This is a genomic window from Flavobacterium sp. Root935 (genome assembly GCF_001429295.1).
GTDB lineage: Bacteria > Bacteroidota > Bacteroidia > Flavobacteriales > Flavobacteriaceae > Flavobacterium.
The window spans coordinates 210,789-227,791 of sequence record NZ_LMJL01000010.1 but is presented as its reverse complement, the minus strand read 5'-3'; the positions used below and the strand labels follow the sequence as shown (position 1 = coordinate 227,791).

Here is a 17,003-nt window from a genome sequence, read left to right as displayed (position 1 = left end):
TTTAGGGGACTTTCGATTCTTATAAGTATAAAAACATAATGGCTTAGTTTTTAGTTTTTTAAGGAAAACCAAGATGAAAGCTTAACACAATTATAAAGCATAAAGTTTATGGTTTAGCGCCTGAAACTTAATACTTAAAGAAGAAATTAAGATGAATTTAAATCAAATACAGAACGTTTATTTTATTGGTATCGGAGGAATCGGAATGAGTGCCTTGGCTCGTTATTTCAAATATATTGGAAAACAAGTTTCAGGTTATGATAAAACCCCTTCTATGCTGACAAGTGAATTGATTGAAAGCGGTATTGATATTCATTTTGAAGATAATATTAGTTTAATTCCAACCGATTATTATGTTGAGAATACGTTGGTAATTTTTACACCAGCGGTCCCAAAAACCCATTCTGAGTGGAATTATTTTATAGAAAGACATTACGAGGTTAAAAAACGTGCAGAAGTTCTTGGAATTATAAGTAAAGATACATTTTGCTTTGCAGTTGCTGGAACACACGGAAAAACAACAACTTCTAGTATTCTTGGTCATATTTTGTTTCAAAGCGGTGCAGATGTAACAGCTTTTATTGGAGGAATTGTTGAAAATTATAATTCAAACCTAATTGGAAGTGGAAAAACAGTAACTGTTGTTGAAGCCGATGAATTTGACAGATCATTTTTGCATTTACGTCCGGATATCGCGTGTGTAACGTCTATGGATGCAGATCATTTGGATATTTATGGAACTAGTGAGGCAATTGAGGATTCTTTTAGAGAATTTGCGGCAAAAGTAGAAGATAAAAACAATCTCTTCATAACAAAAGAATTACCTCTTGAGGGCGTTCAATGTGCTATAAATGAAGATGCTGTATATAAGGCTTTTAATGTTCGAATAGAAGATGGCGCTTATGTTTTTGATGTGCAGACACCGTCAGAAATTATGAAAGACCTACGTTTTGGGCTGCCTGGGAAACACAATTTAATGAATGGATTGATGGCTATTGCGATGGCTAACACTTTTGGCACCCCGACCGAGTCTATTGCAAAAGCCATTGCTTCATTCAACGGAATCAGAAGACGTTTTTCGTATCAAATTAAGAGTGAAAAATTAGTATATATTGATGATTATGCACATCATCCGACAGAAATAAATGCTGTTCATCAGGCAGTTAGGGAATTGTATCCAGGTCGTAAAGTGCTGGCCATTTTTCAGCCTCATTTATTTAGCAGAACAAAAGATTTTGCTGATGGATTTGCCGAAAGCTTATCAAAATTTGATGAAGTGTTTTTAATGGATATTTACCCAGCTAGAGAACTTCCGATGGAAGGAGTAACATCTGAATGGCTTTTGGGTAAAATGACAAATTCGAACAAAAAAATTGTTGCAAAAAACGATTTATTGCGTGAAATCAAAGCCAGCGATGCACCAATAATTGTGACAATTGGAGCTGGTGATATAGGAGAAATGGTTCCGTCAATTAAAAAAATGCTAAATGAAAATATTTAATTGGACAAATATTCGATTAGTACTTATTTTAGGTCTTGTAGTTTTTTTATTTTCATTCGCACAACATCGAAATGGCGATCGAAAATTGAAAAAATCGATGGTCGTTTTTGTAGGAGAAAATACGCTTTTTGTGAAGCCTGAAACGGTTAATAAATTGTTGATAGAAAATAAAAGAGACGCTTCAAGTATTAGAAAAGATGAAGTAGATTTGAATAAGATAGAGAAAACCCTCGATACACAAGAGATGATTGAGAAGTCAAATGTTTTTGTAAGTATCGATGGAGTTCTAAAAGCAGTAGTAAAACAGAAGACGCCCATAGCAAGAGTTTATGACGGCGACGCTTCTTTTTATATTGATTACGAGGGTAATAAAATGCCTTTGTCTGACAATTTTACTGCAAGAGTTCCGCTTGTTTCAGGGGCAATTAATAAAAAAAATAACGAAGATTTAGCAGCTTTATTTCGCACAATTTATGACGATGCGTTTTTGAAAAAAAACATCATTGCAATAGAGATTATGCCGAATGGAAGCCTAAAAATGTTTAATCGTAACTATGATTACTTCATAGATTTCGGCAGAACAATGAATGTTGATAAGAAATTTAGAAACTATAAAGCCTTTTTTCAAAAAGCAGTTTTAGATAGTTCGTTATATAAATACAGTAAAATTGACCTTAGGTTTACGGAACAAGTAGTTTGCACTAAATAATAGAAAATGGAAAAAGATAACATTGCAGTAGGTCTAGATATTGGAACAACCAAAATCGTTGCCATGATTGGCAAGAAAAATGAATATGGTAAGTTGGAGATTTTGGGCATTGGTAAATCCAAAAGTTTGGGTGTTGCCAGAGGAGTAGTAAACAACATTACGCAGACGATTCAATCGATTCAACAAGCGATAATCGAAGCAGAAAATAATTCAGGTTACAAAATAAAAGATGTTGTTGTAGGGATCGCCGGGCAGCACATCAGAAGTATACAGCATACTGATTACATCAGCAGAAATAATCCAGAAGAGGTTATTGGCGAAAATGATATTCAGCTCCTAATCGATCAGGTAAATAAACTGGCGATGTTACCAGGAGAAGAAATTATTCATGTTTTACCGCAGGAATTTAAAATCGACGGACAGTCTGAAATTAAAGAGCCAATCGGAATGTACGGCGGAAGATTAGAATCTAGTTTTCACGTTGTAGTTGGGCAGGCTTCTTCAATCAGAAATGTTGGAAGATGTATTCAGAGTTCAGGAATTGAATTATCTGGTTTAACACTAGAGCCATTAGCTTCGGCAGATGCAGTTTTAAGTCAAGAAGAAAAAGAAGCTGGTGTTGCGCTTATCGATATTGGTGGCGGAACAACAGATTTGGCTATTTTCAAAGATGGTATCATTCGTCACACAGCGGTGATTCCTTTCGGTGGAAATGTAATTACAGATGATATTAAAGAAGGCTGTTCGATTATCGAAAAACAAGCAGAACTTTTAAAGATCAAATTCGGATCTGCTTGGCCGGGAGAAAATAAAGATAATGAGATCGTTTCGATTCCTGGTTTAAGAGGAAGAGAACCAAAAGAAATTTCATTAAAAAACTTATCTAAAATTATTCACGCAAGAGTCGTGGAAATTGTAGAACAGGTTTTTGCTGAGATAAAAGCATACGGTCACGAAGATCCTCGTAAAAAACTAATTGCTGGTATTGTATTAACAGGCGGCGGTGCGCAATTAAAGCACATCAAACAATTGGTAGAATACATTACAGGAATGGATACTAGAATTGGTTATCCAAATGAGCATTTAGCAGGGAATTCTGGAGAAGAAATTTCTAGTCCATTATTTGCAACAGCGGTTGGATTAGTAATGAACAGTATTGAAAACAGTTCTCAAAGTGCTGTTAGAATGGAACTGGTTAATGAACAGCCAAAAGTGGTTTACAGAAATGCACCAACTCCAGTACAGCGATACGAAGTAGAAGAAAACTACGTTGAGAGAGTAGAAGCTATTGAAGAGACAAGAGAAGTTGTGAGTCATAAAGCAGCTAAAGACGAGTCTACTGAAAATAAAATAAGAAGATCATTTTTTGATCGATACGTTGATAAAATCAAAGAATTTTTAGACAACGCAGAATAATTAGAATAACAAGAGAAGGAAATTACTTTTTGCCCCAAGTCAAGAAGTAAAAAATGTACTAAATAAGAATTTCAAAAACCAAAAAGATGATGAGCAACTCAGAATTTGGAAGTATTTCATTTGATTTACCAAAAAATCAATCAAATGTAATCAAAGTAATAGGTGTAGGCGGAGGCGGAAGTAACGCAATCAACCACATGTTCAAGCAAGGTATTAAGGGCGTAGATTTTATCGTTTGTAATACCGATTCACAAGCGCTGCAAAATAGTTCAGTACCAAATAAAATTCAATTAGGAGTTAATTTAACTGAAGGATTAGGAGCAGGAGCAAACCCAGATGTTGGACAGCAATCTGCTATCGAAAGTATTTCTGATATTGAAAAAATGTTAGATAGAAATACTAAGATGGTATTTATTACTGCTGGTATGGGTGGAGGAACAGGAACAGGTGCTGCTCCGGTAATCGCTCAATTAGCAAAAGAAAGAGAAATACTAACAGTTGGTATCGTGACCATTCCGTTTCAATTTGAAGGGAAAGTACGTCAGGAGCAAGCAATTATTGGAATCGAAAAACTACGCAAGCAAGTCGATTCATTAATTGTAATCAACAACAACAAATTAAGAGAAGTATACGGAAATCTTGGTTTTAAAGCTGGATTCTCTAAAGCGGATGAAGTTTTGGCAACTGCCTCTAGAGGTATTGCCGAAGTAATTACGCACCACTATACTCAAAATATCGATTTACGTGATGCAAAAACTGTTTTGGCTAACAGTGGAACAGCTATCATGGGATCTTCTGTGGCAACAGGTGAAAACAGAGCAAAAGACGCTATTGTTTCGGCTTTGGATTCTCCTTTGTTAAACGACAATAAAATTACAGGTGCCAAAAACGTATTGTTGCTTATCGTTTCTGGAACTAATGAGATTACTCTTGATGAAATCGGAGAAATCAACGATCACATCCAAGCTGAGGCTGGTTACAATGCAAATATTATCATGGGAGTTGGTGAAGACGAAACTCTTGGTGAAGCTATTGCTGTAACTATTATTGCTACAGGTTTTGATGTAGAACAACAAAATGAAATTGTTAATACAGAACCTAAAAAAATCATTCATACGTTAGAAGATGAGCAGAGAAGTGTTCATAATTTAACTAGTAGACCACTTACTTCTTTCGACTTAACAGTTGATACACCTACAGCAAAAACTGAAGATAAAGTTGTTTTTGATTTAATGGATGATGACGAAACATTTGCGCCAACTCCTCAAGCTGTTGCTCCAGCAATCAATCAGGAAGAGTTAGTGGTAATGTCTGAATTTATTAAAAATTTGGATGTGACTTTCGAAATTGTTTCGCCAATTACAGATATCGATTTTACAATTTCTGCACCAGAAACTCCAGTTGTACAACAAGTACAACAACAGCCTGTGCAGCAACAAAGAGTTTTTGAAAGAGAAGAGCAGACTACTTTTTCTTTTGATCTACCTTTGTTTAAATCAGAGCCTGTAAAAAGAGAACCAGTTATTGAAGATAATAAAGTTTTGTTTGAATTAACAAACGAAACACGTGAGATAAAAGTAAATGATCCAGTGCAGTTTGTGCCGGTAACAGAAGTTTCTGATAACGGAATCATCAAATATTCTTTAGAAGAATATATGGAAGTTGAAAACGACTTGATTACTTCTAAACCAGTTGAAAAAGTGGTTGAAGATGTTGTTCCAGAGGAATTAAACATTACTTTGAAACCAAGAACAGACTTTGCAAGTCAAGCCGATTTTACAACGACTTCTGAAGTTTCTCCAATGGAATTAACAATTGAAGAAACACTTCGTTTAAGAGCAGAAGAAAGAAGAAAGAAACTAAAAGAGTTTAACTATAAATTCCATAATAATGTTTCTAGAATTGACGAGTTGGAAAAAGAACCAGCTTACAAAAGATTAGGAATTGATTTATCGAATTCACAGTCAAATAATACTAATTCTAGAATCTCTGTTGGAACAGACAGTAACAATGATTTACAATTGCGTTCAAACAATTCATTTTTGCACGACAACGTAGATTAATTTTAGAATCATAATATTAGGATGACCCGAAAATTGGATTTAATTTTCGGGTTATTTTTTTTATCTTCGCACAGAATTTAAAAATTTGACTTCTTAAGTTGATTTTTAAAGTTAATTCTATTGTCAGTTCGAGCGAAGTCGAGAACAAACTTTCAATATAAATATCAATTTATAAGCACTGCTTATTCAAATAAAAAGACAAAGATGAGTTTACAAGCAAAGATCATGGACGAGATCAAAACGGCCATGAAAGCAAAAGATACTGTTGCATTAGAAGCATTGAGAGCTATTAAATCTGAATTGTTACTAGCAGCAACTTCTTCTGGATCAAAAGAAGAATTATCAGAAGATGAAGAAATTAAATTACTTCAAAAATTGGTAAAAACACGTAAAGAAAGCGCAAGAATCTTTACAGAACAAAATCGTCCTGATTTAGCTGAACCAGAATTGGCTCAGGTTGCAGTAATCGAGAAGTTTTTACCAGCTCAATTAAGCGAAGAAGAAGTAGAAGCTGTTATTGCTAAAATTATTGCAGAAACAGGTGCTTCTGGAATTGCATCAATGGGAAAAGTTATGGGATTAGCTTCTGCACAATTAGGCGGAACTGCTGAAGGAAAAACTATTTCTACAATTGTGAAAAAATTATTGTCATAATTAATTTTAGATTTTTAGAATGTAGATTTTAGATTCCAATCAGTAATCTAAAATCTATAATCTAAAATCTATAATCTGAAATCATAAATAAACTGACCGCGTAGTTCAACTGGATAGAATATCAGATTTCGGCTCTGAGGGTTGGGGGTTCGAACCCCTCCGCGGTCACAAAAAAAAGCGCATATCTTTAAGAGTTTGCGCTTTTTTTATTTCCCAGAACGCTTCTTTTTAAAGTTTTTAATTAAAACAAAAACAGAAAATACAAAAACAATTATATACACAACTGCTAGTGCTGGTTTCTCAAATTTTAAATTTTGAAAGTCAAATTGCTTGTATAAGGTTACACCTAAAATGATAGCGATAACCCAAAAAATAAATGTAATTGGTTTTTTATTTTCCATGTTTTAAATGTTTATAGTTTTAGTTGTTAAAAGATTTTTTACGCCAAATTTCAATTTAGAATTTATCTTTTTCTGCACGCATTAGGTGGAATTTTTAAAATTCCGCAAGCAATCGATAGGAAGATTTTCTCTGCCTAAAATGGGATTATCTGGCTAGTATAAAAATATTTAAATTATATTTTTGGTTTAAAAACGATAAAATATTGTACGCCTTTTTTAATATAAGTTTGTTTTTTATTATTAACCTGTGATTTTACTTTGGTATATAAAAGTCATTTTTTAACTCTGTTATGCCTTCGTAATTTTTAGATTGTGAGTATAAAAGAAAACCAGCCAGCCTCCATTCGTTAACACCATAAATAATATATTTACATTTATTTTTGTTGTCTATTTTTTGAACATCGATAAAAGATGGTTTCCAAGTTGTACCACCTGTAAATCCAGTTTTGTTTACATTTGCTGAAAGTACTTTTTTTGCATCATACATTACAGTTAGATTAATAGTTGATATTAAATCTTCGTCAATTGTTGTTTTGGACAAATAAGTGTTGAGAAATGGTTTAATTACCTCTTTATTTTTTTGTTTTTTAGAGTCAAATCTTAAACTTTGACTCTCAGTATCTTTATCTTTTTTTGGATTTGTAATAAAAGATAATAAAACAAATGAAAATACTACGGCAGCAAATATACCGATATTATCACGGATCAGTTTAACAGCTTTAAAACATAGAATAATAAAGTAAAGTATGATGGCAATGTTTAGTATTGCCCAGATTAATTGTATCATAAGATTAGTTTTTGGTAAATCAAAAATATAAATAATATTTTTAAAATAAGATAATACTTATTTTTTACTAATCATATAAGTTACTTTCTAGAAAACAAGTTTTCTACCACCCAAGCCGGACCAATCAATAGAAACTGAAGATCTTTTAAGAAAGAAGGTTTTTTGCCTTCAATATTGTGTCCGTAAAATTGTCCGATCCAGGCAATAATAAAAACGCCAATTGAGAATGCCCACAGCGGAACAATTTGCCCGATGTAATAATTAATAACCAAACAAATTGCAGAAAAAATAGCAATTTTAATCGCCATTGTAACTGATAATCTGATGTAAAAAATAAGAACGAAAAGTAAAACTACAAATGCCCAATTTTCAATAATTGGCAAATTTAATTTTAAGGTATCAGCGATAATTCCGCTCGGAATACTCATTAATAAACCTACAATAGAAAAGAAAATAGCAGGAACACAAATATAGTGTATCGCTTTGTTTGTTGGGTTTTGGTGGCTTACGGCATATTCTGCAAACCATTGCTCTAATGTTCTCATTTTTTGTTGGTTTATAGTTAGTTGAAGTAAATCTAATAAAATTTCTTTTAGCTTTTACCGTGCTGTATTTTCATAATTTCATCGACGATTGAAATGGCTTTTTCAAAGGTTATTCCATTTTCCTGATCAATGGTTAGAGGATGGTTTTCTTCGATCATTTTAATTTCTGGAATTAATCCTAATTCTTGTTCAATGGCAATTGATTTCAGTGAAATTGTTTTGCCATAAGTAGGCACATCGGTTTGCATCCAGCCAAAATAAGGTTCTTGATTAATTCTATTTGGATCTTCCCATAAATCCATTCGCAGGCAAAAATTTTCTTCGCTTATTGTGGTCCAGACATTAAAAACGAAATCTTCATGATAATCAATTATCGGTATAGTCAATCTTCCTCGATGGAAAAAATGTTCTTCATCTACATAACACCAGCTGCCGCCATATTCTATGCGCTGTTCTCTTTCTTCGGTCGGAATAGAAAAATAGTAAGCAGGATATTCGTTGCCAAAACATAAGGGAATTTCGTCGTAAATTTCTCCGCAGCAGGAGCATTTGTAAGTGTACATTTTTTATTTTTTTTGGGAATATAACGAATTATAAATGATTTAAAAGTAGTAGAATTGAAATTGCCCAAAATAGACTTGGGCACAATCCTAAAGCAATCCAGATGAATTTATATTGTACTTTTAAGTTAAAATCTTTTTTTAAAACAAAAATTAAAAAGAGAAAAGATAAGATTAAAGAAATGAGATGGAAGATATAACATGAAATCCAGCCAACATGATAAAGCCATCTTAATTTGTCAATATACCTAAATTGTTGCGTGCTTTTAATCATAATAAAAGCCAAAATAAATAAGGTTATTGTAAAAATAGAAAATGACTTTAAGTTATTCATTTTTTTAACTTATTTCTGATTATATTCAAAAACATTATCCCACAATTCATCGATTTTGATAAGTGCTTCCTTTAGCGGAATAACTTCCCATTTCCCGTTAGTTTCTATTCCTATTCCAATACTTTTTAATTTTAGTAATGCATCGTTTACATCAAAATCCAACTCGGTTTTTAAATGAGAATAAAACCAAGATTCAATTTGTGAGTCTAGTTCTTCGGCAGTTAATGGGGTTTGACTTCTATTTAAAAATGCATACGCTAAGATTGTTTCTTTTAAGGCTTCTTCTTCTGATGAATTTAGTAATGAATAAAAAGCACCGCTGTTGTTTCCGACATTCTTAAAATACAAACTATCCGAAAGTGTTTTAGAATATCTAATTTTCTTATTTATAAAGTTATTGTACTGACGAAAACAATAAGCTGCTAAAATCCCTAAAGCAATTAATCCTTGATTTAAGGAAGTTTTACTGTTTAATAAATCAATGGTTTCGCCTGTTTGATATGCATCGTACATATTGATAAGCGCAGGAATTACTTTGGCACTTAAAAGCGAAATTCCACCAAAAACTCCAGGAACCCAAAGCAGCATTTTGTCTTTCAATGACATTTTCGGAATTGCATTCGGAAATATCGTTTCAAGATCGTTTTTAGGAACGCGTTTAAATATTTTCAAGGCAATTGAACCTGGATCAATGGGCATCTTTCCTAATTTGACTTTTTTTGCCGTTAGATAATCTGCGTCGCTGTAATTGAGGTAGATAAGAACACGATCGTAATATTCGATTTCCACTTCTTTTTTCCAGAAAAAATATTTCTTGACTTTTTCTTTTGCCTTATGATGGCCACGTGCGTATAGTTCGTAATCTTTGAAAGCATTAAAATCTATTGCGAGATTTAAACCAATTAAATCAGATTCTTGAAAGGCTTCTTTTAAAATTTCTTCGTTAATTCTGTAATAGTTGCCGCGTTCTAAAACTTTAAGTAAGGTTTTTTTAAAAACTCCAAAATCACTTTTACCAATAAAACCTTCACGTTCTTTTTCGCTCAAATCTGGATCGTAAAGCGCGTAATGCTGCTTTAAGTTTCGGTTAAGATTAAAAGATTCGTAATGATAATAATGCTCTATAATATCAAAAAACTTTTTAAAATCTGCAGCCTTTTGTTGATCTTCCGCGAAAGCTGCAATCTGCTGCTCGAGTAAAAATTCTTTATTAAACGGAATATAATGTTCTCGTGTCATTTGATTTTGGGCTTTAATTTCGTGGCGTTTACTAAACGCAAAAATACTTCTTTTTTTTGAGGGGCAAAGAGAAGAGAGGGGCAAAATGGCAGAGGTACAAAGGCACAAAGGTTTGAAAGGAAAAACATCTTGTGCTTTGCGGCTACTATCAAAACAAAAAAAGTGGGATTTCTAATCGTTACCAGCGATTTGAAATCCCACTTTGTGTTCCAAAAAAAAAGTGACAAAAAATTTAAAAGCCCTCTCGAAGAAAACTTATATTCTAACTAAAAAATTATTCTTAGCAATATTAGTACATAATAAAATTGTGACTATAGGTATTTATACGTGTTTTTTTAAGTGCTAAGTTACTAGGATGCTAAGGTTGTGATTGTTTGTTTTTTATGAATCAAATTGGTTTAATTTTGTCCGGATTTTTTTAATTCGATTACGCCTTGAATGTACTTGATTAATTCGTCTTTATTTACAGAAAAAAGAGCAGATTCTTCTTCTGTGTTTAAATACAAATTGGCGATGCTTTCTGCGTCCATATTTTGTGTTAAATAGTGGTGTTCTGCAAATTGTATAAGATGATCAACAAAAAGTTCGCGTTGTTTTCCTTTCTCTATTGTTTCTTGATCACCTTCTTTAATTTTTTCGATTACAGATTCTGGGAGATCTATAGTGAGATACATGCAGTCTACAGTAACTTTAGACAGCATTTCTTTAGGCACCCTTCCAACTGCATTGCAATAAGCGCAGGGTGCAGGAACCCATTTTAATTGTCTATTTAAACGAACAATGTCTTCCCATTCAACAAATCCTTTGCCGAGACACCTCGGGCATTCTATATCTGATCGTTTAAATAAATTGAATATGCTCATTGGTTATAAAATATTCTTAGTGGTTTTGTAGCATGCGAATTTAACCAATTAAGTAAGAAAAGTTATTCAGATAAAATGTTTTTTTTAAAGAAAAGAATAAACAACGAATGCTGAATTGCTTTATAATGTCTAAAACATCGGTTATGCAAAAGGTTTTTAATATGTTTCACTAGGTTTAAGACATAGATATTATGTAATGAAAAGATAAATTGCATGAAATGGAGTTTGTCATTTAATACCTTAAATTTGATAGATAATTCTTTCAAATTTTAATTAATGATCTTTACTATGGAAAATATACACACAACTAAAACACAAAATTTCTTTAGAATTTTGCTGGGACTTTTTATGATAACCGCTGCTTTTGGGCATCTTACTTTTCAAAGAATAGATTTTCAGGCGCAGGTTCCTAACTGGGTTCCTATGGATAAAGATTTAGTAGTGATTCTTTCTGGAATTGTAGAACTAATACTTGGGCTTGCTCTCATTTTTTTGACAAAATATAAAGTTCACATGGGAATTTTCCTTGCCGTATTTTATGTAATGGTTTTTCCAGGCAATATTGCCCAATATTTAAATAGAATTGATGCGCTGGGCATGAACACAGATCAAGCGCGTTTGATACGATTGTTTTTTCAACCTGTTTTGATTTGGTTGGCGTTATGGTCTACTGGGGCGATTGAGTATTTAAGGAAAAAGAAGTAAATCCAAAATGGGTTTAAAATTAAAGCATGAAGTTCAACTTTTCAAAAAATTATCTAATTATCAAAATTGACAAATTATCTAATTGAAATGTTATCTAGCAAAATTTGATACTTCCTTCCCACAGGAATAATTTCGCCATTAGACATAGTGAGATTTTTAAAAGTAACGGAGGTAATTTTAGCAGTATTGACGATATAAGAACGATGTACTTGAAGGAAATTTGAACAATCAATCTCTGTACTTATGCTGGCGAGTGAACCGTAAATAATAATTGGCGATTTTAGTTTGCAGTTGTGCAGTTTCATGTAATTGCCCAGACTTTCTATATATAAAATATCAGCGAGCGGAGTTTCTAGTAATTGCCCATTAGAACGGTACGAAAGTACTTTTTCGTTACTATTTGTTTCTTTTTTAAGAGTATTTCCAGAATAATAAGTTTTGGCTTTTTCTATGGCTTTTGAAAATTTTTCTAACGAAATGGGTTTCATTAAATAATCAATTGCATCGTTTTGGTAAGCCGAAAGCGCAAAATCAGAATAAGCTGTTGTGACAATTGTAAGCGGTCGGTTGGGCTGCAATTCCATTAATTCTACACCTGAAATTACAGGCATATTAATGTCTAGAAAAATAATGTCATATTGGTTTTCGTTAAGTAGTTTTATGGCTTCCATACCATTAAAAGCGCTTCCGGAATGTTCCAGTTCGTCAAATTTCGAGATGTGCGAAATCAGCGCTTTGTGCGCCGGCGATTCGTCATCGATTATGAGACAGCGGTAGGTAAATGCCATATACTTAATTTTACTACAAACATGTTTTTTTCTTTTTTACAGCTTAAATCGTGTTTTAAGCCGTAAACTTCTAAACGTCTTTTTAGGTTTTCAATTCCGATTCCTGTGCTCGAAAGACGCGAACCCGAATCAAGATAATTGTTTTTTAAAGTAAAAGACAAATTTCGACATTTTACTTTTAAATCCAGATTAATAAAAGGTTCTGCAGTTTCGGCAGAAAACTTCACGGCATTTTCTACCAATGGTAAAAAAAATAAGGGTGGAATCTCGATTTCGTCAAATGCACCGTCTAGATTTTGGGTTACATTCAAACGTTCGTTTCTAAAGGTATAATATTCAATATATTTTTTTACGAAAGCAATTTCTTCTTCCACCAAAACAAAATCTTTTTTAGAAGCTTCAATCTGATAACGCAGCATATCCGAAAGATTCAGGATTCGATCTGGAACTTTATCGGGTTCGGCCAGGGCTTCGCCGTAAAGATTATTCATCGCATTGAGTAGAAAATGCGGATTTAACTGCTGTTTTAAAAACGAAAGTTCCGATTTGAAATTCATAATATCTTTATCGGCATCCATGATTTTTTTGGTGATAACGACATGAATGAAATAAAAAAATGTTCCGTTGATTATTAAAGATAATATTTGAAGTGTCTTAAAATTTCCTAATCCCACCAGAGGAAAAAACCAATTCATAAAAAAGTAAAAACAAGTCCAATACCCAACAAGAAGTGTGAAAAAGAGTTTGACTTTCTTTTTGAATAAAATAGGTTTGATGATGAAAACATTAAAAAATGTTATCCAGACAATGCAAGGGAAATATCCGACGGCAATTTTGCTCAAAATATATGCCCAGCTGTGTCCGTCGAGTCTTATTTCGTCGTAAACACAAGCAAGAATAACCAAATAAACAAGTGTATTTACAAAGAGATTTCGTAAAAAAAAGTTCTGATAAATTTTAGCGATTGTCATAACGGCAAAAATAATATAATCGTATAGTTTTAAGCCAATTGTAAGAGGGAAATTATACAAACGCCATTCGTATAAATCATACGCCACTGGTATAAAATTACTATTAGAATATGAGCTTGTAAATTACTTTTGAGCCGAATTTATAATTTATTCCAAAAACAATTTATACCAATTATGAAGTCTAAAATCATTTCAGTTTTCGTTGTGTTTATTTCCGTGCACGCTATTGCTCAGGAAAAAGAGCCAGGTATAAAAACACTAGGAAAAGCAATAGTAGACAAATTCCCTACAACCAGAACTTTTGATTTGCAATATGAACAGTTAGGACCTTCTAATTACGATTCTGAATTATTTGGGAATAAATTTGAAAGAGGAAGAGTTGAAAATCACAGTCGTTTTAAAGCAGCTTTTAATCTGCCATTTTATGCTTCAAAATCAAAGCGTTTTGTTTTGACAACTTCGCTTCGTTATAAATATGAAAGTTATCAGTTTGGAGACATTTATAGTTATGCCACAACCCAAACTTATAGAAGAGAAAATGAAGACATTCATTACTGGGCAGGTGCTGTGACGGCAACTTATATGGCATCTCTTTTTAATAAACCTGTTATTTACAGTGCTACGGCATCAGTTGATGGAAATGAAGATAATTTACAGCGTATAAAAGGATTTGCATCGTCAGTTTTGGTGCTTACGAGAACTCCTTCTACGACAATTACTGCTGGAGTTTTGGTATTGCTGGATCCGTCTTCTATTGTACCGCTAACGCCGCTTTTCTCGATGAATCATAAATTTAAAAACTCAAAATGGGATATGGATTTTATTCTCCCACAGCGATTATTATTTAGAAGAGAATTGTTAGAAAATGGAAGAATTTCCTTAGGAACGGAATTAAATACTGAAAGTTTTTATCTAAATTTAAACTCCTCAAATTTACATGGAGTTTACGAACTCAATCAATTAGAATTAAAATCCGGCATTACTTATGAATACAGCTTTACCCCAAAGCTGATTGCATTTGTAAAAGGCGGTTTTAATAATGTTGTCAGCGCTCGAATTACCGAGAAGGGAGAACGCACCAATCGCTATGTTTATGATCAAAATGAAGATACACAGGGCTATTTTAGATTCGGAGTATCTTATAATCTTTTTAATAGAAAGTAAGAATGTATATGTTTAAAGAATTAAAAGAGTCACCCATGGTTGTGGAAATTTTTAAAACGAATGTTCAGAAAGAATCTGATAAAAATTATGTCATCGCCGTTATTCAAACTCAATTTCCAGATTATAAAATAAATTTTGATCTTGAAGACTGCGATAAAATTTTAAGGGTAGAAGGTATAGATCTGGAGTGCGATAATATAGTGGATTATATGCATTGCCTAGGTTATACCTGTGTAAGACTTGATTAATTTATATTGAAAAACAGGTGTAAGTACGCAGCTGTATTTGTTTCTTTTGTAAGTATTTTTGCTTAATAATTTTAATTTAAGATAAATTATCAAGATGACAGGTTTTATTCTTTACATTTTAATTTTTCTCTTAGAACAATTACGCTAATACAGCTGTTCTGCTTATCGCATTAATTTCTTGCCGCTTTTTCACCACGAAAAGGTTTGTTCTTTTTTTGCATATTATTTTTCTAATTTTGTGCCATGAAAAAAGCGTTCCAACTCTTCGATTTTACCCAAGAAGTCAATTATAAAAATGAAATTTTAGCTGGTTTAACAGTGGCAATGACCATGATTCCAGAATCTTTGTCGTTTGCTATTCTTGCAGGATTTCCGCCTTTGGTTGGGTTATATGCGGCCTTTATAGCGGGTTTAATAACAGCTATTTTTGGAGGAAGACCCGGAATGATTTCTGGTGGAGCAGGGGCAACTGTAATTGTTTTGATTGCTTTAATGAAATCGCACGGAATAGAATATGTTTTTGCAGCCGTCGCACTTGGCGGAGTAGTCCAGATTTGTGTCGGACTTTTTAAACTTGGAAAATTTATTCGGCTCGTTCCGCAGCCTGTTATGTTTGGTTTCGTAAACGGACTCGCGGTTGTAATTTTCATGTCGCAGCTGGAGCAGTTTAAAACCGTTGTAAATGGTCAGGTTTCTTGGCTTCAGGGAACTCCACTGTATATTATGCTGGGTTTGGTCGCACTTACAGTTGCTATTGTTTTAATTTTTCCAAAAATCACAAAAGCAGTTCCCGCATCTCTGGTAGCAATTATGATTGTCTTTGCGTTGGTAATTGTATTTAATATCGAAACCAAAACGGTAGAAGATATTGCTTCTGTTCAAGGCGGATTTCCTCCGTTTCATATACCAAATATTCCGATTTCTTTTGACACTTTAAAAGTGATATTTCCATATTCTGTAATTGTCGCGGCCGTTGGTTTAACTGAAGGTTTGCTTACGCTGAATTTAGTCGACGAAATTACTGGAACTCGCGGAAACAGTAATCGCGAATGTATTGCGCAGGGAAGTTCAAACATATTAAACGGATTTTTCTACGGAATGGGCGGCTGCCCAATGATCGCACAGACTTTGGTAAATCTTGGTGCTGGTTCTAGAGCAAGACTTTCTGGAATTATTGCAGCTTTAACGATTTTAATAATCATACTTTTTGGAGCGCCTGTAATTGGAAAATTGCCAATGGCAGCTTTAGTCGGCGTTATGATGATGGTTGCGATTACGACTTTTGAATGGGCAAGTTTCAGGATTATCAACAAAATGCCGAGACACGATATTTTTGTTGGAATTTTGGTAGCCGTAATTACGATTGTATTGCACAACTTAGCCTTGGCGGTTTTAATTGGTGTAATTATTTCGGCTCTAGTTTTTGCTTGGGAAAGTGCTAAAAGAATTCGTGCGAGACATTATATTGATGAAAATGGAGTAAAACATTATGAGATTTATGGTCCCTTATTTTTCGGATCCATAACTGCTTTTATGGAAAAGTTTGATATTCAAAACGATCCTAATCATGTGATTGTTGATTTTAAAGAAAGCCGCGTTTCAGACATGTCGGCAATTGAAGCTTTAAATAATCTGACTAAAAAATACAATCAACAAAATAAAACAATAGAATTACAGCTTTTAAGTCCAGACTGCAGGCAATTACTTAAAAATGCGGATGCCGTTATTAAGGTGAATGTGATTGAAGATCCAACTTATAAAGTAGTGTCTTGATAATTGTGAATTGTGAATTGTTAATGGTGAATTTTTAATGTTGCGATCCAATTTTCTGTAGAGACGCACTGCAGTGCGTCTGCTTACTGTTTGTAAATCGCTTCTTATCATAGGTTAAACCCGACAGGTTTTTAAAACCTGTCGGGTTTCTTGCGTTATATTGTTGCGTTGTTTCTGCGCATAAGACGCACTGCGGTGCGTCTCTACAGATGTAATTGGATTATGATTAAAATTTTTGTAATGTGTTAAGTTTGTCAGGCTGAGCGTGCTGAAACTTCTGGA

General features: G+C 33.3%; 17 protein-coding genes and 1 tRNA gene. 10 read left to right on the top strand and 8 right to left on the bottom strand.

Features of this window, described 5'->3' with window-relative positions; all coding sequences use genetic code 11:
* Window positions 1-151: 151 nt before the first annotated feature.
* The 6 genes from murC (at window position 152) to ASE40_RS11885 (ending at window position 6,511) form a co-directional block, all read left to right on the top strand.
* A complete protein-coding gene (murC, locus tag ASE40_RS11910) occupies window positions 152-1,501 on the top strand; it encodes a UDP-N-acetylmuramate--L-alanine ligase (RefSeq protein WP_057117186.1) in 1,350 nt (449 codons plus the stop codon).
* The gene (locus ASE40_RS11905; RefSeq protein WP_057117185.1) at window positions 1,488-2,210 is read left to right on the top strand and encodes a cell division protein FtsQ/DivIB; all 723 of its coding nucleotides are present in this window, start codon (window positions 1,488-1,490) and stop codon (window positions 2,208-2,210) included. Before murC ends, ASE40_RS11905 begins: the two co-directional genes overlap by 14 nt.
* Window positions 2,211-2,216: 6 nt before the next feature.
* Window positions 2,217-3,626: a cell division protein FtsA gene (gene ftsA, locus ASE40_RS11900; protein ID WP_057117184.1), complete on the top strand. Its 1,410-nt coding sequence runs from the start codon at window positions 2,217-2,219 to the stop codon at window positions 3,624-3,626.
* Between the two features lie 86 nt (window positions 3,627-3,712).
* The gene (ftsZ, locus tag ASE40_RS11895) at window positions 3,713-5,689 is read left to right on the top strand and encodes a cell division protein FtsZ (RefSeq protein WP_057117183.1); all 1,977 of its coding nucleotides are present in this window, start codon (window positions 3,713-3,715) and stop codon (window positions 5,687-5,689) included.
* A 204-nt stretch (window positions 5,690-5,893) separates the two neighbouring features.
* Window positions 5,894-6,343, top strand: a complete 450-nt coding sequence (locus ASE40_RS11890; protein ID WP_057117182.1) for a GatB/YqeY domain-containing protein — start codon at window positions 5,894-5,896, stop codon at window positions 6,341-6,343.
* Between the two features lie 94 nt (window positions 6,344-6,437).
* A tRNA-Arg gene (locus ASE40_RS11885) sits at window positions 6,438-6,511 on the top strand.
* Between the two features lie 38 nt (window positions 6,512-6,549).
* Here ASE40_RS11885 and ASE40_RS11880 read toward each other — a convergent pair.
* The 6 genes from ASE40_RS11880 to ASE40_RS11845 all read right to left on the bottom strand — a co-directional run bounded on the left by ASE40_RS11880 (window position 6,550) and on the right by ASE40_RS11845 (window position 11,072).
* Window positions 6,550-6,744 carry a hypothetical protein gene (locus ASE40_RS11880; protein WP_057117181.1) on the bottom strand — a complete coding sequence of 65 codons (195 nt, stop codon included), beginning with the start codon at window positions 6,742-6,744 and terminating at the stop codon, window positions 6,550-6,552.
* Between the two features lie 253 nt (window positions 6,745-6,997).
* Entirely contained in the window at window positions 6,998-7,531 is a 534-nt protein-coding gene (locus ASE40_RS11875) for a hypothetical protein (RefSeq protein WP_057117180.1), read from the bottom strand.
* Window positions 7,532-7,611: 80 nt separating this feature from the next.
* Window positions 7,612-8,076, bottom strand: coding sequence for a DUF962 domain-containing protein (locus tag ASE40_RS11870; RefSeq protein WP_057117179.1), 465 nt, complete (start codon window positions 8,074-8,076; stop codon window positions 7,612-7,614).
* A gap of 47 nt (window positions 8,077-8,123) precedes the next feature.
* Window positions 8,124-8,639: a DUF2199 domain-containing protein gene (locus tag ASE40_RS11865; protein WP_057117178.1), complete on the bottom strand. Its 516-nt coding sequence runs from the start codon at window positions 8,637-8,639 to the stop codon at window positions 8,124-8,126.
* A 340-nt stretch (window positions 8,640-8,979) separates the two neighbouring features.
* Window positions 8,980-10,209 carry a TMEM143 family protein gene (locus ASE40_RS11855; RefSeq protein ID WP_057117176.1) on the bottom strand — a complete coding sequence of 410 codons (1,230 nt, stop codon included), beginning with the start codon at window positions 10,207-10,209 and terminating at the stop codon, window positions 8,980-8,982.
* 398 nt (window positions 10,210-10,607) lie between these two features.
* On the bottom strand, window positions 10,608-11,072 hold the full coding sequence (locus ASE40_RS11845) for a hypothetical protein (protein WP_057117174.1): 465 nt from the start codon (window positions 11,070-11,072) through the stop codon (window positions 10,608-10,610).
* A 288-nt stretch (window positions 11,073-11,360) separates the two neighbouring features.
* Here ASE40_RS11845 and ASE40_RS11840 point away from each other — a divergent pair, with 288 nt between their 5' ends.
* Window positions 11,361-11,777, top strand: a complete 417-nt coding sequence (locus tag ASE40_RS11840; RefSeq protein ID WP_057117664.1) for a hypothetical protein — start codon at window positions 11,361-11,363, stop codon at window positions 11,775-11,777.
* A gap of 74 nt (window positions 11,778-11,851) precedes the next feature.
* Here ASE40_RS11840 and ASE40_RS11835 read toward each other — a convergent pair whose 3' ends face one another.
* Window positions 11,852-12,565 carry a LytR/AlgR family response regulator transcription factor gene (locus ASE40_RS11835; protein ID WP_057117173.1) on the bottom strand — a complete coding sequence of 238 codons (714 nt, stop codon included), beginning with the start codon at window positions 12,563-12,565 and terminating at the stop codon, window positions 11,852-11,854.
* Entirely contained in the window at window positions 12,538-13,623 is a 1,086-nt protein-coding gene (locus ASE40_RS11830; protein WP_241774362.1) for a sensor histidine kinase, read from the bottom strand. Before ASE40_RS11830 ends, ASE40_RS11835 begins: the two co-directional genes overlap by 28 nt.
* Window positions 13,624-13,710: 87 nt before the next feature.
* On the opposite strand from ASE40_RS11830, the gene ASE40_RS11825 reads away from it, so the two are divergent.
* From ASE40_RS11825 to ASE40_RS11815, 3 genes are all read left to right on the top strand, one after another.
* The gene (locus tag ASE40_RS11825) at window positions 13,711-14,700 is read left to right on the top strand and encodes a hypothetical protein (RefSeq protein WP_057117172.1); all 990 of its coding nucleotides are present in this window, start codon (window positions 13,711-13,713) and stop codon (window positions 14,698-14,700) included.
* An 8-nt stretch (window positions 14,701-14,708) separates the two neighbouring features.
* The gene (locus tag ASE40_RS11820) at window positions 14,709-14,948 is read left to right on the top strand and encodes a hypothetical protein (RefSeq protein ID WP_241774361.1); all 240 of its coding nucleotides are present in this window, start codon (window positions 14,709-14,711) and stop codon (window positions 14,946-14,948) included.
* Between the two features lie 243 nt (window positions 14,949-15,191).
* Window positions 15,192-16,721, top strand: coding sequence for a SulP family inorganic anion transporter (locus tag ASE40_RS11815; protein ID WP_057117171.1), 1,530 nt, complete (start codon window positions 15,192-15,194; stop codon window positions 16,719-16,721).
* Window positions 16,722-17,003 lie beyond the last annotated feature (282 nt).

What these genes read in the sequence shown, in the direction of transcription:
- murC (WP_057117186.1), top strand. Translation starts at nt 152, where the DNA reads ATGAATTTAAATCAAATACAGAACGTTTATTTTATTGGTATCGGAGGA.
- ASE40_RS11905 (WP_057117185.1), top strand. Translation starts at nt 1,488, where the DNA reads ATGAAAATATTTAATTGGACAAATATTCGATTAGTACTTATTTTAGGT.
- ASE40_RS11820 (WP_241774361.1), top strand. Translation starts at nt 14,709, where the DNA reads ATGTTTAAAGAATTAAAAGAGTCACCCATGGTTGTGGAAATTTTTAAA.
- ASE40_RS11825 (WP_057117172.1), top strand. Translation starts at nt 13,711, where the DNA reads ATGAAGTCTAAAATCATTTCAGTTTTCGTTGTGTTTATTTCCGTGCAC.
- ASE40_RS11865 (WP_057117178.1), bottom strand. Translation starts at nt 8,639, where the DNA reads ATGTACACTTACAAATGCTCCTGCTGCGGAGAAATTTACGACGAAATT.
- ASE40_RS11845 (WP_057117174.1), bottom strand. Translation starts at nt 11,072, where the DNA reads ATGAGCATATTCAATTTATTTAAACGATCAGATATAGAATGCCCGAGG.
- ASE40_RS11815 (WP_057117171.1), top strand. Translation starts at nt 15,192, where the DNA reads ATGAAAAAAGCGTTCCAACTCTTCGATTTTACCCAAGAAGTCAATTAT.
- ftsA (WP_057117184.1), top strand. Translation starts at nt 2,217, where the DNA reads ATGGAAAAAGATAACATTGCAGTAGGTCTAGATATTGGAACAACCAAA.
- ASE40_RS11855 (WP_057117176.1), bottom strand. Translation starts at nt 10,209, where the DNA reads ATGACACGAGAACATTATATTCCGTTTAATAAAGAATTTTTACTCGAG.
- ASE40_RS11835 (WP_057117173.1), bottom strand. Translation starts at nt 12,565, where the DNA reads ATGGCATTTACCTACCGCTGTCTCATAATCGATGACGAATCGCCGGCG.
- ASE40_RS11880 (WP_057117181.1), bottom strand. Translation starts at nt 6,744, where the DNA reads ATGGAAAATAAAAAACCAATTACATTTATTTTTTGGGTTATCGCTATC.
- ASE40_RS11870 (WP_057117179.1), bottom strand. Translation starts at nt 8,076, where the DNA reads ATGAGAACATTAGAGCAATGGTTTGCAGAATATGCCGTAAGCCACCAA.
- ASE40_RS11840 (WP_057117664.1), top strand. Translation starts at nt 11,361, where the DNA reads ATGGAAAATATACACACAACTAAAACACAAAATTTCTTTAGAATTTTG.
- ASE40_RS11890 (WP_057117182.1), top strand. Translation starts at nt 5,894, where the DNA reads ATGAGTTTACAAGCAAAGATCATGGACGAGATCAAAACGGCCATGAAA.
- ASE40_RS11875 (WP_057117180.1), bottom strand. Translation starts at nt 7,531, where the DNA reads ATGATACAATTAATCTGGGCAATACTAAACATTGCCATCATACTTTAC.
- ftsZ (WP_057117183.1), top strand. Translation starts at nt 3,713, where the DNA reads ATGATGAGCAACTCAGAATTTGGAAGTATTTCATTTGATTTACCAAAA.